Source organism: Hydrogenophaga sp. (genome assembly GCF_051860785.1).
GTDB lineage: Bacteria > Pseudomonadota > Gammaproteobacteria > Burkholderiales > Burkholderiaceae_C > Hydrogenophaga.
Window position 1 is genome coordinate 61882 of sequence record NZ_JBIMLB010000024.1, and the last position, 12851, is coordinate 74732.

Annotated in this window: 14 protein-coding genes and 1 riboswitch; of the genes, 10 read left to right on the plus strand and 4 right to left on the minus strand. The window is 65.3% G+C overall.

Annotated elements, in window-relative coordinates; translation table 11 throughout:
- The first annotated feature begins 36 nt into the window (after positions 1-36).
- Positions 37-528 (plus strand): Crp/Fnr family transcriptional regulator, encoded by a 492-nt coding sequence (locus ACTIF6_RS23280; protein WP_439520601.1) that lies wholly within the window; start codon positions 37-39, stop codon positions 526-528.
- 7 nt (positions 529-535) lie between these two features.
- Positions 536-1297 (plus strand): hypothetical protein, encoded by a 762-nt coding sequence (locus ACTIF6_RS23285; RefSeq protein ID WP_439590129.1) that lies wholly within the window; start codon positions 536-538, stop codon positions 1295-1297.
- Between the two features lie 20 nt (positions 1298-1317).
- Here the strand turns inward: ACTIF6_RS23285 and ACTIF6_RS23290 are convergent, their stop codons facing one another.
- The 3 genes from ACTIF6_RS23290 to ACTIF6_RS23300 all read right to left on the minus strand — a co-directional run bounded on the left by ACTIF6_RS23290 (position 1318) and on the right by ACTIF6_RS23300 (position 5023).
- Positions 1318-1863 carry an adenine phosphoribosyltransferase gene (locus tag ACTIF6_RS23290; RefSeq protein ID WP_439590130.1) on the minus strand — a complete coding sequence of 182 codons (546 nt, stop codon included), beginning with the start codon at positions 1861-1863 and terminating at the stop codon, positions 1318-1320.
- 98 nt (positions 1864-1961) lie between these two features.
- Positions 1962-2924 (minus strand): MBL fold metallo-hydrolase, encoded by a 963-nt coding sequence (locus ACTIF6_RS23295; protein ID WP_439590131.1) that lies wholly within the window; start codon positions 2922-2924, stop codon positions 1962-1964.
- Between the two features lie 113 nt (positions 2925-3037).
- A complete protein-coding gene (locus ACTIF6_RS23300) occupies positions 3038-5023 on the minus strand; it encodes a cation:proton antiporter domain-containing protein (protein WP_439590132.1) in 1986 nt (661 codons plus the stop codon).
- Positions 5024-5063: 40 nt separating this feature from the next.
- Between ACTIF6_RS23300 and ACTIF6_RS23305 the strand changes: the two genes are divergently transcribed.
- The 4 genes from ACTIF6_RS23305 to ACTIF6_RS23320 are packed head-to-tail and all read left to right on the plus strand — an operon-like array spanning position 5064 to position 8108.
- Entirely contained in the window at positions 5064-6086 is a 1023-nt protein-coding gene (locus ACTIF6_RS23305) for a KpsF/GutQ family sugar-phosphate isomerase (protein ID WP_439590133.1), read from the plus strand.
- Positions 6083-6637 (plus strand): KdsC family phosphatase, encoded by a 555-nt coding sequence (locus ACTIF6_RS23310; protein WP_439590134.1) that lies wholly within the window; start codon positions 6083-6085, stop codon positions 6635-6637. The genes ACTIF6_RS23305 and ACTIF6_RS23310 overlap by 4 nt, the downstream gene beginning before the upstream one ends.
- Complete coding sequence (gene lptC, locus ACTIF6_RS23315; RefSeq protein ID WP_439590135.1) at positions 6634-7305, plus strand: LPS export ABC transporter periplasmic protein LptC; 672 nt, start codon at positions 6634-6636, stop codon at positions 7303-7305. The genes ACTIF6_RS23310 and lptC overlap by 4 nt, the downstream gene beginning before the upstream one ends.
- A complete protein-coding gene (locus tag ACTIF6_RS23320) occupies positions 7302-8108 on the plus strand; it encodes an SDR family oxidoreductase (RefSeq protein ID WP_439590136.1) in 807 nt (268 codons plus the stop codon). Before lptC ends, ACTIF6_RS23320 begins: the two co-directional genes overlap by 4 nt.
- 88 nt (positions 8109-8196) lie before the next feature.
- Here the strand turns inward: ACTIF6_RS23320 and ACTIF6_RS23325 are convergent, their stop codons facing one another.
- Positions 8197-8607: an RNA recognition motif domain-containing protein gene (locus tag ACTIF6_RS23325; protein WP_439590137.1), complete on the minus strand. Its 411-nt coding sequence runs from the start codon at positions 8605-8607 to the stop codon at positions 8197-8199.
- Between the two features lie 252 nt (positions 8608-8859).
- Positions 8860-8935, plus strand: a riboswitch (SAM riboswitch).
- Between the two features lie 49 nt (positions 8936-8984).
- Between ACTIF6_RS23325 and metX the strand changes: the two genes are divergently transcribed.
- From metX to ACTIF6_RS23345, 4 genes are all read left to right on the plus strand, one after another.
- A complete protein-coding gene (gene metX, locus ACTIF6_RS23330) occupies positions 8985-10172 on the plus strand; it encodes a homoserine O-succinyltransferase MetX (protein WP_439590141.1) in 1188 nt (395 codons plus the stop codon).
- Positions 10169-10750: a methionine biosynthesis protein MetW gene (gene metW / locus ACTIF6_RS23335; protein ID WP_428288685.1), complete on the plus strand. Its 582-nt coding sequence runs from the start codon at positions 10169-10171 to the stop codon at positions 10748-10750. Before metX ends, metW begins: the two co-directional genes overlap by 4 nt.
- Positions 10751-10960: 210 nt before the next feature.
- Positions 10961-11488 carry a chemotaxis protein CheW gene (locus ACTIF6_RS23340; protein ID WP_439590138.1) on the plus strand — a complete coding sequence of 176 codons (528 nt, stop codon included), beginning with the start codon at positions 10961-10963 and terminating at the stop codon, positions 11486-11488.
- Positions 11489-11519: 31 nt separating this feature from the next.
- A partial coding sequence (locus tag ACTIF6_RS23345; protein ID WP_439590139.1) for a Cache 3/Cache 2 fusion domain-containing protein occupies positions 11520-12851 on the plus strand: 1332 nt, incomplete at its 3' end.

A 12851-nucleotide genomic window follows, 5' to 3' on the forward strand; every position in this document is an offset into this window, starting at 1 on the left:
TTGCGTGCGGGTGGGCAAGGCGGTTAACGTGACCGAATGAACGCCCAGCTCCCCGCCTCCGTGCGCTTTGACATTCAAGGCCTGGCCAATTCCATGCGCCTCTCCAGCGCGCTGGATGCCGTGCCCCTGAATCTCAACGACAGCCAGTGGCCGATGCTCGCCAACTACCTGCAGCCGGTGGCTTTGCAGCAAGGGCAGGTGCTGATCGAGCAGGGCGTGAAGGACCGCACCGTCTACTTCGTGGAGAGCGGCACGCTCACCGTGCATTACGAGGATTCGCGCGAGCGCGTGCGCATCGCCGTGGTCGGTTCGGGCTCGCTGCTGGGCGAAGGTGCGTTCTACAGCCATCTGCCGCGCAGCGCCACGGTGCACGCCGGCAGCGACTGCCGCCTGTGGTGCCTGACGCCGCTGCGTTTTCGCGAGCTTTCTTCCCGTCACCCCGAGATCGCACTCGAGCTTGCAGTGGCCATGTCGGCCGTGCTGGCGCGGCGCATGTACAACCGGCCCAAGCGGGTCGCGGTGACCTGAGCCCGGCATGTCCTCCTATCAACCTTTTCTGCGCGTTTCCCCTGCGCAAACGCTGTTCATGACCTTGACGAGTTGGTGGCAAGCCCGGAAAACCGCACTGACCGGCAAGGGGGGCTTCACCCGAGCCCGCAACAAATTCAGCCAGACCACGTTGCCGCTGATCTCACCGCGCCGGGGTCGCCGCATCCTGCGACGCGAGCAGTTGTTCTCCGTGGTGCGCGAGTCGCTCATTCGCGCTGGTGTGCTCTCCACCAGCTACGAATTCAAGGTGCTCACGCTGGACGCAACGGGTGACACTTTCCTGGTGCTGATCGACCTGGCCCTGCCGGCCCAGGCCATGCCCGACGAGTACCTGCTCGAGATCGAGCGCTGGATCCAGCAGAGCGCAAAGACCCGGCACGAGATGGACATCCGCTCGGTCTACTGGCGCCGCAAGGCCGTGCACGATCAGGTGGGCATGGCGCTCAAGGCCGCCGTGTCCGCGCAGACGCGCCGCGAAACCGTGCTGATGACCCCGGGCACGGTGCCGCCGTCGCCTTCACGGCCGATGCCGATTCCCAGTCCCACAGCCATTCCAAAGCCGGAAATCTCGCCACCTTCGCGCGAGCCGGCGCAGGTGGTGGGCGATGACGAAGTGGCGGCGTTTCGTCGTGCGTTGCAGAGCGTGGCCACGCCACCGTACCGCGCGGCCCCCGACGCGCAATTGCCGGTACCCGAGTCGCACAGCGATTTCGCTGCCTTGAGCGAAACGCAGCACGGCAAGCTCTGAGCCTGCACCTGCCGGTGCGTTCAGTGCCCGGCGAAATCCACCAGCGTGAACAGCTTCAGGCCCGAGGCGCGCAGCTTCTCGGAGCCACCGAGTTCGGGCAGGTCCACGATGGCCGCGCCCTCGATCACGTCGGCGCCGAGTTTTTCCAGCAGGCGGCACCCCGCCATCATCGTGCCGCCGGTGGCGATCAGGTCGTCGATGAGCACAACGCGGTCGCCGGACCGCACGGCGTCGGTGTGCAGTTCCACCGTGGCGCTGCCGTACTCCAGTTCGTAGGTTTCTTCCACCGTGGTGAAGGGCAGCTTGCCCTTTTTTCGGATGGGCACGAAGCCCACGCCCAGCTGGTAGGCGACCACCGAGCCGATGATGAAACCGCGCGCGTCGAGCCCCGCCACCACCGTCGGCCGGAGCGCCGCTTCCTTGTACCGGTTCACGAAGGTGTCGATCAGCGTGCGGAACACCGTCGGGTCCTGTAGCAGGGGCGTGATGTCGCGAAACTGCACGCCCGGCGCAGGCCAGTCGGGCACGGTGCGGATGTGTTCCTTGAGGTAGGTGGCGTGGTCCATAGGGGTTTTCCGTCGAGCAGGCGCCATTATGGGCGCCGCCCTTTGGGCAAAAAAAACCCCGGCGCAAAGGCCGGGGCGGGAGACCATGGCGACCCTGCTCAGGCCATGGGTTTGAACTGGTAGCCGTTGCCGGCTGCTTCCATCGTGCCGAACGCGGGAAAGGGAAAGTGGAAACCACCGGCCACCGTCTTCTCCTTCACCAGCATGTCGAACACCCGTCGGCGCGTCTGCCGAGCCATCTCAGCGTCCATGTCGAACGCCACCGCCCAGTCCGGACTGCGGGCAAACAGAGAAGGCACGTTCGTCACGTCGGCCACGTACATGAACAATTGTCCTTCTGAGCGAACAGTGAAAACGCTCATTCCCGGCGTGTGGCCGAATGCAGCCGACGAAGTGATGCCTGGCGCCAGCTCGGCGCCCGGTTCGAAGCGTACCAGCTGTTCTGCGGGCAGGCCGCCGAGCACCCGGCGCACGGCCTGGAAACCACCCTGCATCGCGGGGGGTGCGGCGTTCATGCGTGCGTCGTCCATCCAGAACGCGTGCTCCGGCGCTGGCACATGAACCTTCGCGCGCGGAAACACCAACGATCCATCCTTCGCGCGCAAGCCGTTGATGTGGTCGCCGTGGTAGTGGCTCAGGATGACGTGGTTGATGTCTTCGGGCTTGTAGCCCGCCGCGGCGAGGTTGGTGCGAAGGCGTCCGGTGGTGGGTGGGCCGTTGTCCGCGAAGCCAGTGTCGATCAGGAAACGGTTTTCACCGCTGACCACGAGGAAGGCCGTGAAAGGAATGTCCACGTAGTCGGTGGGCAGGCTCTGCGAGGCCAGCATGGCCTTGACCTGTTCCAGCGGCGCGTTGCGCACGAATTCTTCGCCCAGCGGGCGGCGCAAGGCACCGTCGTTGAGCGCAATGATCTCCATGGTCCCCAGCTTCATCTTCCGGAAACCCGGGGTGGGCAGCACGGGTGCACCCAGGTTGGGGGTGGTCTGAGATAAGACCGAGGAAAAGGTCAGCGCGGTAGCGCCGGCGAAACCGGCCCCGAGAAACAGTCGGCGATCCATCATGTCGTGGCTCCTGAGCGGTTGAAAACCGCCGAGCATACAGACTGATGGGTAATAAAACGAACTTGAGGTTCTCAATATCCCCTGGTTCGTACAGGGCTTGAGAACCCAAAGCCTCAACCGGACAGCAGCTTTTCTTCAGCCAGCGCCAGGGCCGGCGCTCTGCCGCTGATGACGACGGTGTCGCCGCCCTCCAGCGCGACGTCGTCGTCAACCGCCTGGGCGCGCCCGCTCGCCCGGCGCAAGCTGACCACCCGCACGCCGATGGCATGCAGGGCCAGCGATTCCAGGGTCTTGCCGACGTTGCGCCCGCCGGCGGGCAAGGTCACGGTGTTGAGCCGCTCGTGGTCGATCTCGTCGGCTCCATCGTCGTCCGCACCGTGAAAGTAGCCTCGCAGCAGGTTGTAGCGCGCGTCCCGCTGGTCCTGCACCACCCGGATCACGCGCCGCATTGGCACGCCCACCAGCGCGAGCGCGTGGCTGGCCAGCATGAGGCTGGCCTCGATGGCTTCGGGCACCACCTCGGTGGCACCGGCCGCGCGCAGTTTCTCCAGGTCCACATCGTCCACCGTGCGCACCACCACCGGCACGTGAGCGGCCTGCTCGTGCGTGTGGCGCAGCACCTTGAGCGCGCTCGCGGTGTCCAGGTAGGTCACGACCACGGCGCTGGCGCGATGCAGCCCGGCGGCCATCAGGGCCTGCAGACGCGCTGCGTCGCCGAACACCACCGAATGTCCGGCGGCTGCGGCCTGGCGCACGCGGTCGGGGTCCAGGTCCAGCGCCATGTAGGGAATGGCTTCTGCCTCCAGCAAGCGCGCCAGATTCTGGCCGCAGCGTCCATAGCCACAGATGATGACGTGCTTGTCGGCGTTGATCGCCTTGCGTGCGATGCTGGTCATCTGCACCGACTGCATCAGCCAGTCGCTGCCCACCAGCCGGATGACGATGGCGTTGGCGTACAGGATCGCGAAGGGCGTGAGCAGCATGGAGATGACCATGCTGGCCAGGATGGGGTTGAACAGTTGCGGTGGCACGAGGTTGTTCTTGCCGGCCAGCGTGAGCAGCACCAGGCCGAATTCGCCCGCCTGCGCCAGGTAGAGACCGGTGCGCAGCGCCACGCCCATAGGCGCCCCCAGCGCGCGCGTGATGCCGGTGATGAGTACCAGCTTGAAGACCACCGACACCGACAACAGCAGCAGCACCAGCGGCCAGCGGTCCAGCACCAGACGCCAGTCCAGCATCATGCCGATGGTGATGAAGAACAGGCCGAGCAGCACATCGTGGAAGGGTCGGATGTCGGTCTCCACCTGGTGTTTGAACTCGGTCTCCGAAATCAGCATGCCAGCCACGAACGCACCCAGCGCGAGCGAGAGCCCGGCGTGTTCGGTCAGCCAGGCCAGGCCGAGCGTGATCAGCAGCAGGTTGAGCATGAAGAGCTCGTCGCTCTTGCGCCTGGCCACCATCGTGAGCCACCACCGCATCAGCTTCTGCCCTCCCGTGAGCAGCAAACCCAGCAACAGCACGGCTTTCAGGGTGGCCCAGGCCAGCGCGATCAGCAGGTCTTCGGGTTCGGCGGCCAGGGCGGGAATGATCACCAGCAAGGGCACCACCGCCAGATCCTGCAGCAGCAGGATGCCCAGCACCCGCTTGCCGTGCTCGGATTCCAGTTCCAGGCGCTCTGCCACCATCTTGATCACGATGGCGGTGCTGCTCATCGCCATCACACCACCAAGCGCCAGTGCCGTCTGCCAGCGGACGTCCCACCAGGTGGGCAGCAACAGCGTCAGCGACAGCGAGGCCGCGGTGGTGATCAGGACGGTGAGCACCACCTGCGACATCCCCAGCCCGAAAACGTGCCGCCGCATGGCGCGCAACTTCGGCAGGTTGAACTCGAGTCCGATCACGAACATCAGGAACACCACGCCGAACTCGGCCAGGTAGCGCACACCGCCCGATTCCTGCGCCAGCGCCAGCGCGTTGGGGCCGATCAGCACACCCACCAGCAGATAGCCCAGCATCGGCGGCAGACGCAGCATGCGGCAACCCACCACCCCCAGCACGGCGGCCAGGAGGTACAGCAGGGCGATGTCCAGTGAGTTCATCGGGTGGTGATGTTACTTGGCGTGCCCGGTCGAGCGGGTCATGTCGGCGGCGATAATCTTCGGCATGTCGCTGCCGCCCACTTTTGATCCCGCCCGCGCCCAGGCTCTCGGCCGGGAAACCCTCGACATCGAGGCGCAGGCGGTCGGCACATTGGCGCAGCGCCTGGACGTTTCCTTTGCCCACGCGGTGGAACGCATGCTGGCTGTGACGGGCCGCGTGGTGGTCATGGGCATGGGCAAGAGTGGGCATATCGGTCGAAAGATCGCGGCCACCCTCGCCTCCACCGGAACGCCCGCCCTGTTCGTCCACCCGGCCGAGGCGAGCCACGGCGACCTGGGCATGATCACTGGCGTCGATCTGGTGCTGGGCATCAGCAACAGCGGCGAGAGCGAGGAGCTCACCGCCATCCTGCCGCTGATCAAGCGCATGGGTGTGCCCCTGGTGGCACTCACCGGTCGGGCCGATTCCACACTCGGTCGCCACGCCGATGTGGTGCTTGACACCTCGGTCGAGAAAGAAGCCTGCCCGCACAACCTTGCGCCCACCGCCAGCACCACCGCCCAACTCGCCCTGGGCGATGCGTTGGCTGTTGCCCTGCTGGATGCGCGTGGTTTCAAAGCCGATGACTTTGCCCGCTCCCATCCTGGGGGCTCGCTCGGTCGCAAACTGCTCACCCACGTGAGCGACGTGATGCGTGGTGGAGCCGACGCGCCGCGTGTCGGTCTGGACACCAGCCTCATGGACCTCATGCGCGAGATCAGCGCCAAGGGCCTGGGCATGAGCGCCGTGGTCGATGACGAAGGTCAGGTGCAAGGCGTTTTCACCGATGGTGACCTGCGCCGACTGATCGAGAAAACCGGCAGCAGCGCCGACCTGCGTTCGCTGCGCGCGCGCGATGTGATGCACGCCAACCCCCGCACCGTCCACGCCAGTGCCCTCGCAGTCGAGGCCGCCGGCCTGATGGAGACCAGCCGCATCACCAGCGTGCTCGTCGTCGACGACGCCGGCCGGCTCCTGGGTGCGCTCAACAGCAACGACCTGATGAGGGCGAAGGTCATATGACGCCCCTGCGCCCGGTGCTCGAATTCTCACCGACGCTGTTGCTGCGGGCACAGCCAGTGCGTGTGGCCTTCTTCGACGTGGACGGCGTGCTCACCGACGGTGGCCTCTACATCAGCGAGGCCGGCGAGACGCTCAAGCGTTTTCACACACTCGACGGCCATGGCATCAAACTGCTGCAGCGAGCCGGGATCACGCCTGCGGTGATCAGCGGACGCGACTCCGCCGCGCTGCGCCTGCGCTTGGGCGCCCTCGGCGTCGAGCATGTGCGCCTGGGTACCGAAGACAAGGCGCCTGCGGCCGAGGCCATCCTGGCCGAACTCGGTCTGGACTGGAGTGCCACCGCTGCCATGGGAGACGACTGGCCCGACCTTCCCCTGATGCGTCGCGCGGCGCTTGCCTGTGCGCCATCCACCGCGCATGCCGAGGTGCTCGCCATCGCGCACTTCATCCCGCAAAGAACGCCGGGCGCTGGTGCGGTGCGCGATGTCTGCGACTTGCTGCTCGTGGCCAGTGGCGCCTACGCCCGTGAGCTGGAGGCAGCCTCGCGGTGAGCACGACCGATCCCCTGGATTTCTTCGACGACGTCGATAACACGGCCACCGTGCCGCGCGCGCCACGGCGAAAGCGCAAGTGGCTCGACAGCCTCTCCATCTACCTGCCCGTGCTGTTGATGGGGCTGCTTGCGCTGGCGTCCTACTGGCTGTTGCGTGCCACGCCCGTGGCTGAATTGCCCGAGGTGGATCGCCCCGTGAGCACTGAGCCCGACTACTTCATGCGCCGCTTCTCGGTGAAGGTGTTCGACGCCGTCGGCATCCTCAAGACCGAGTTGACCGGTGTGGAGGCGCGCCACTACCCTGCCAGTGACACGGTGGAGATCGATAACGGCCGAATCCGCCATGTCGGCCTCAATGGCCTGCCCACGCTGGCCAGCGCCCGATTGATCACCACCAACGGTGACAACACCGAGTTCGTGCTCGAAGGCAACGCCGTGGTGGTGCGCGAAGCGGGCGTGAACGCCAGCGGCGAAGCCGTGCCACGCCTGGAGTTTCGTGGCGAATTCCTCCACATCTACACAGCGCCTGAGCGCGTTGTCTCGGACAAGCCCGTCACGCTTTTGCGCGGAACCGATCGCCTGCAGGCAGACACCCTGAACTACGTGGGCGACGAACGCGTGGCGAACTTCAAAGGTCGCGTCAAGGTTCGAATGGAACCCCGATGAGCACACCCGAAACCTCGCTGCCCAGCCGCCCGCTGGTCTTCATCACCGGCGCCTCCAGCGGCATTGGCCAGGCCATGGCCGCTCGCTTCGCGCGCGATGGCTACCGGCTGGCGCTGGTGGCACGTCGCACCGCCGAGATGCAGGCCTGGGCCGATTCACAAGGTTTTGACGGTGCGCAATGCCGCGTTTACGGCGCCGACGTGGCCGATACGGACAGCATCGTCGCAGCCGGCCATGCCTGCCTGGCGAATCAGGGCGTGCCCGACGTCGTCATCGCCAATGCGGGCGTGAGCATTGGCATGGACACCGCCGTGAGGGAAGACATCGACATGATGGCTCGCCTCTTCGGCACCAACAACATTGGTCTGGCCGCCACCTTCCACCCCTTTGTGGCCGGCATGACCGCGCGCGGCAGTGGTGCACTGGTGGGCATTGCCAGTGTCGCGGCCATCCGTGGCTTGCCGGGACACGCTGCCTACTGCGCGAGCAAGGCTGCGGTGGTGGCCTATTGCGAGAGCCTGCGTGGCGAGTTGCGCGGCACTGGCGTGGCGGTGGTCACGCTGCTGCCGGGTTACGTGGACACGCCTCTGACGCGCCAGAACCGCTACGCCATGCCCTTCCTGCTCCGCGCAGAAACTTTTGCCGATCGAGCTTTCACAGCCATCAAGGTGCGCACGAGCTACCGCGTGATTCCCTGGCAGATGGGCGTGGTGGCCAAGCTGCTTCGCCTGCTGCCCAACGCGCTGTTCGATCGCCTGCTCTCGGGCCGCCCGCGCAAGCATCGGCAGACGACGCCGAAATGAAAAAAGCCCTGCGGCAAGGCCACAGGGCTTTTGTTGTCTGCTGTGGAACGAGCGCTCCGCGCTGGTTCAGGCCGACGGTTGCGGGCGATCAGTAACCGCCGCGGCCACCACCGCCACCACCGTCACGACGGCCGCCGCCGCCGTAGGGGCTGCGGAAACCGCCTTCGCCACCACCGCCGCCGCCGAAGCCGCCACCACCACTGCGGCCGCCGCCACCGAAGCCGCCGCCACCGCTGCGAGGGGGACGGGCTTCCATCGGACGGGCTTCGTTCACCACGAGGCTGCGACCACCCAGGGACTGGCCGTTCATGCCTTCAATGGCGGACTGTGCCTCGGCATCGCTGCCCATTTCGACGAAACCAAAGCCTTTGGAGCGGCCGGTATCGCGTTCCATCATGACCTTGGCGCTGTTGACAGAGCCGTAGGCGCTGAAAGCTTGCTGGAGGTCTTCGTCGCGCACGGTGTAAGGCAGATTGCCCACGTACAGTTTGTTGCCCATGGATGGGACTCCTAATAACACTGATAAAAATAGCGATGGAGCCCCGTTAGCACACAAAACCTGTAGCACGCGAAACCGACCGATCACTTGTCAAAGCGAGTGTTTTGGGCACTCGCCAGACCATTATGCGCGGAATGCGGCGGAAACAGTAACTATTTTTCAGGATGTGCAAGGCACCGATTGGCCCGATGCGCGGTTACAACATCGCCCCAGACTGGTGCCGACGCCCGGGAATGACCGCTTCAACTTATACTCCTGCCCAGCGCCGATTTGATCCGAATTGCGGGCGCTTTAGAAATGCCGCTAAAGGGGAGATTCCCGGTCTCGCTTTTGGCGGCACCGGGATTTTTATTGGGCGCCTGGCGCCCGGTCTGGACATTGCCTTGATCGCCACGCCCCAAACGTTCCAATTCACCGAACCGTTGTCCCTGCGCAGTGGCGCGGTGTTGCCGGCCTACGAGCTGGTGGTGGAAACCTACGGCACGCTCAACGCCGACCGCTCGAACGCGGTGCTCATCTGCCACGCGCTCAATGCGTCGCACCATGTGGCCGGCTGGCATGCGGGTCCCGATGGCCAGCCGCTGGCGCGCAGCGAGGGCTGGTGGAACAACATGATCGGGCCCGGCAAACCGGTCGACACCGATCGCTGGTTCGTCATCGGCGTCAACAACCTCGGCTCCTGTTTTGGATCCACCGGACCTACCCACACCAATCCCGCCACGGGCTCGCCCTGGGGGGCGGACTTCCCGGTGGTGACCGTCGAGGACTGGGTGGATGCCCAGGCGCGGTTGCTGGACGCGATGGGCATCGAAACGCTGGCGGCGGTCATGGGCGGCAGCCTGGGCGGCATGCAGACGCTCTCGTGGACGCTGCAGTACCCGCAACGGGTGCGGCACGCCGTGGTGGTGGCCAGCGCGCCCAACCTCACGGCGGAGAACATCGCGTTCAACGAGGTGGCCAGGCGCGCCATCGTCACGGACCCGGATTTTCACGACGGCCACTACCTCCGCCACGAGACGCTGCCTCGGCGCGGCCTGCGCATTGCGCGGATGATTGGTCACATCACTTATCTGAGCGACGATGTGATGAATGAGAAGTTCGGCCGCAGTCTGCGATCGAGCAACCCGGATGATCCCTCGGCAGTGGCCGAACTGGCCTACCGCTACACCACGCAGGACGTCGAGTTCCAGATCGAAAGCTACCTGCGCTACCAGGGCGACAAGTTCAGCGAGTACTTCGACGCCAACACCTACCTGTTGATCACCCGCGCGCTGGATTACTTCGACCCCGCTCGCGAGTTCGATGGTGACCTCACTGCCGCCCTGGCCCGCGCGCAGGCCCGGTTCTTCCTCGTCAGTTTCACCACCGACTGGCGCTTCTCGCCCGCGCGCAGCCGCGAGATCGTCAAAGCCCTGCTCGACAACCGCCGGGAGGTGAGTTATGCCGAGATCGATGCACCGCATGGACACGACGCGTTCCTGCTCGACGATCCCCGATACCTTGGCACCGTGCGCGCCTATTTCGATCAGGCGGTCGCGGGCACGCTGAAGGGGGTCGCGGCATGAGCGAGCTGACCATCCTCAATTCCATCGCGCGGCTGGTGCCTCCCGGCTCGCGCGTGCTCGATCTGGGTTGCGGCGACGGCGCGCTGCTGGCCCTGCTGCAATCCACACGCGCCTGCACCGGCTACGGTGTGGAGATCGATGACGCCAAGGTGCTGGCCTGCATGAAACGCGGTGTCAATGTGCTGCAACTCAACCTGGAAGACGGGTTGACCATGTTTGGCGACGACGCTTTCGACGTGGTGCTGCAGATCGACACGCTGCAACACCTGCGCAACGCCGAGACCATGCTGCGCGAAACCGCGCGTGTGGGTCGTCTGGGCGTGGTGGCCTTTCCCAACTTCGCGCACTGGGTCAACCGCCTGCACGTGCTGCGTGGTCGCATGCCGGTGACCAAGCGCCTGCCCTATGAGTGGTACGACACGCCCAACATCCGCGTGGGCACCCATGCCGATTTCGAGGTGCTGGCGCGGCGCAACGGCCTCACCATCGAGGACAGCTTCGGCCTGCATGAAGGCCGCGAGATCCGCACCTGGCCCAACCTGCTGGCCAGCACGGCGGTGTTCCGCTTTTCCAGCTGAGCCAGCGGGCTGTAGCCCGCAGACGCCGGGCCGCATGAGGTCGCGGGGGCGACAAGCCCGGCCGCGTGTGCCACCCGTGTGTGTACTTTGGTACTGGCGTCAGTCCCGCAGAGGTCGAATGGGAAGGGTTTGTCCGGTTTTTTCGGACTTCAGCCTCGTCCCGGGTGGTCGATATTCCATGGACCAACCCGATCACCGAGGACCGACTCCATGGACATGCGCCGCGAAACCCATCCCAATGCACGCCAGGACAGCGCACGCGCTGCCGCCAGCCAGAAAGGCAGTGCCGAGTTCCTGACCTTCCGCCTCGGCGGCGAGGAATACGGCATCGACATCCTGCGCGTGCAGGAGATCCGCTCTTATGAAGAGCCCACCCGAATCGCCAATGCGCCGTCGTTCATCAAGGGCGTGGTGAACCTGCGCGGCGTGATCGTGCCGGTGGTGGACCTGCGCATCAAGCTGGGGTGCGACAAGGTGGAATACAACGGCTTCACCGTGGTCATCGTGCTCAATGTGCGGGGCCGCGTCGTGGGCGCGGTGGTCGACTCGGTCTCGGACGTGCTCGAGCTGGCGGGTGACCTGATCAAGCCGGCACCCGAAATGAACACCAACGTGGACACCAGCTTCATCACGGGCATCGCCAGCGTGGGCGAACGCATGCTGATCCTCATGGACATCGAGGCCCTCATGTCCAGTCAGGACATGGGTCTGATGGATGCCACTCAGGCCCTGCAATGAATTCCCCACGCTTCAATCGAGACGCTGACCGATGAACACGCCATCGCTTTCCACCCAATCCGTTGCACGCCGCGTATCGCTGCTCTCCGTGGCCATGCTCGCGGGCGTGTTGCTGCTCATCAGTGGTGTCATGGCCGTGGTGGCCGAGAACCGATCACGCGATGGGCTGGTCGAATCGGCTGGCGACAAGGCCGCTTCCGTGGCCAATTCGGTTGACGCCTTCGACGCCACCGCGCGCATGATGACCGACCGCGCCTACCGGCCGTTCCGCCAGAAGTTCGCCGATAAATTCGAACTCGATGCCTCTGCCGGCATGCTCAAGAGTTGGGGAATGCTGCTCAACGGCGATTTCTCCGAGGTCGATACCTTCAACCGCACCAACGGCGGCGTGGCCACGATCTTCATGCGCAAGGGCGACGACTTCGAGCGCGTGAGCACCTCGCTGAAAAAGGAAAACGGCGAGCGCGCGATGGGCACCCTGCTCGCGCGCAACCACCCCGCCTATCCGCTCATGGTCGAAGGCAAGGCCTACACCGGCCGTGCCGTGCTGTTCGGCAAGCCCTACATGACGCACTATGAAGCGTTGCGCGACGAAGCTGGCAAGGTGGTCGGCATCCTGTTCATCGGCTTCGACATCGCCGACTTCCAGGCTTCGCTGGACAAACTGGTGGATGAAGCCCGCTTCTTCGAGAGCGGTGGCACCTACATCATCGATCCGCGCTCAAGCAATGCCGATGCGGTTTTTGTCTCGCATCCCACTGCCGCGGGCAAGAAGGTGCTCGACGTCAACCCCGCTGCCGACGCCATGCTCACCAGTCTGCGCGAATCGCCGCAGGCTTTTGTGCGCAAAGCCACGCCTTTGTTCAACACCGACATCCGCGACCCGTGGGTCAGCAAGCGCGAGTCCGTTGCCGGTGGGTGGTGGGTTGTTGCCGAGGTGTCCGACGCCGAGGCCATGGCTTCCCACTGGAACGGCATGTACGCCCTGTGGGCCTTGCTGGCGCTGACCACCGCCTTGCTCGGTGGAGGGCTTTACCTGCTGGTGCGGCGCAACGTGAGCCAGCCGCTCGGTGAACTCACCCAGGCCGTGACCACGGTGGCCCAGGGCGACCTGAGCCACGCCTTCGTGAGCCACCGCAAGGACGAGATCGGTCGCCTGGTGCGCGAGGTGGAAAGCATGCGCCTGCGCTTTCTCGGCATGATGCGCGAGCTGCGCAGTGCGACGGACAGCATCAGCACGGCGTCGGTGGAGATTGCCTCGGGCAACCAGGACCTGAGCGCGCGCACCGAGCAGGCGGCCAGCAGCCTGGAGGAGACGGCCGCGAGCATGGAGCAGCTCACCAGCACGGTGCGCCAGAGCGCC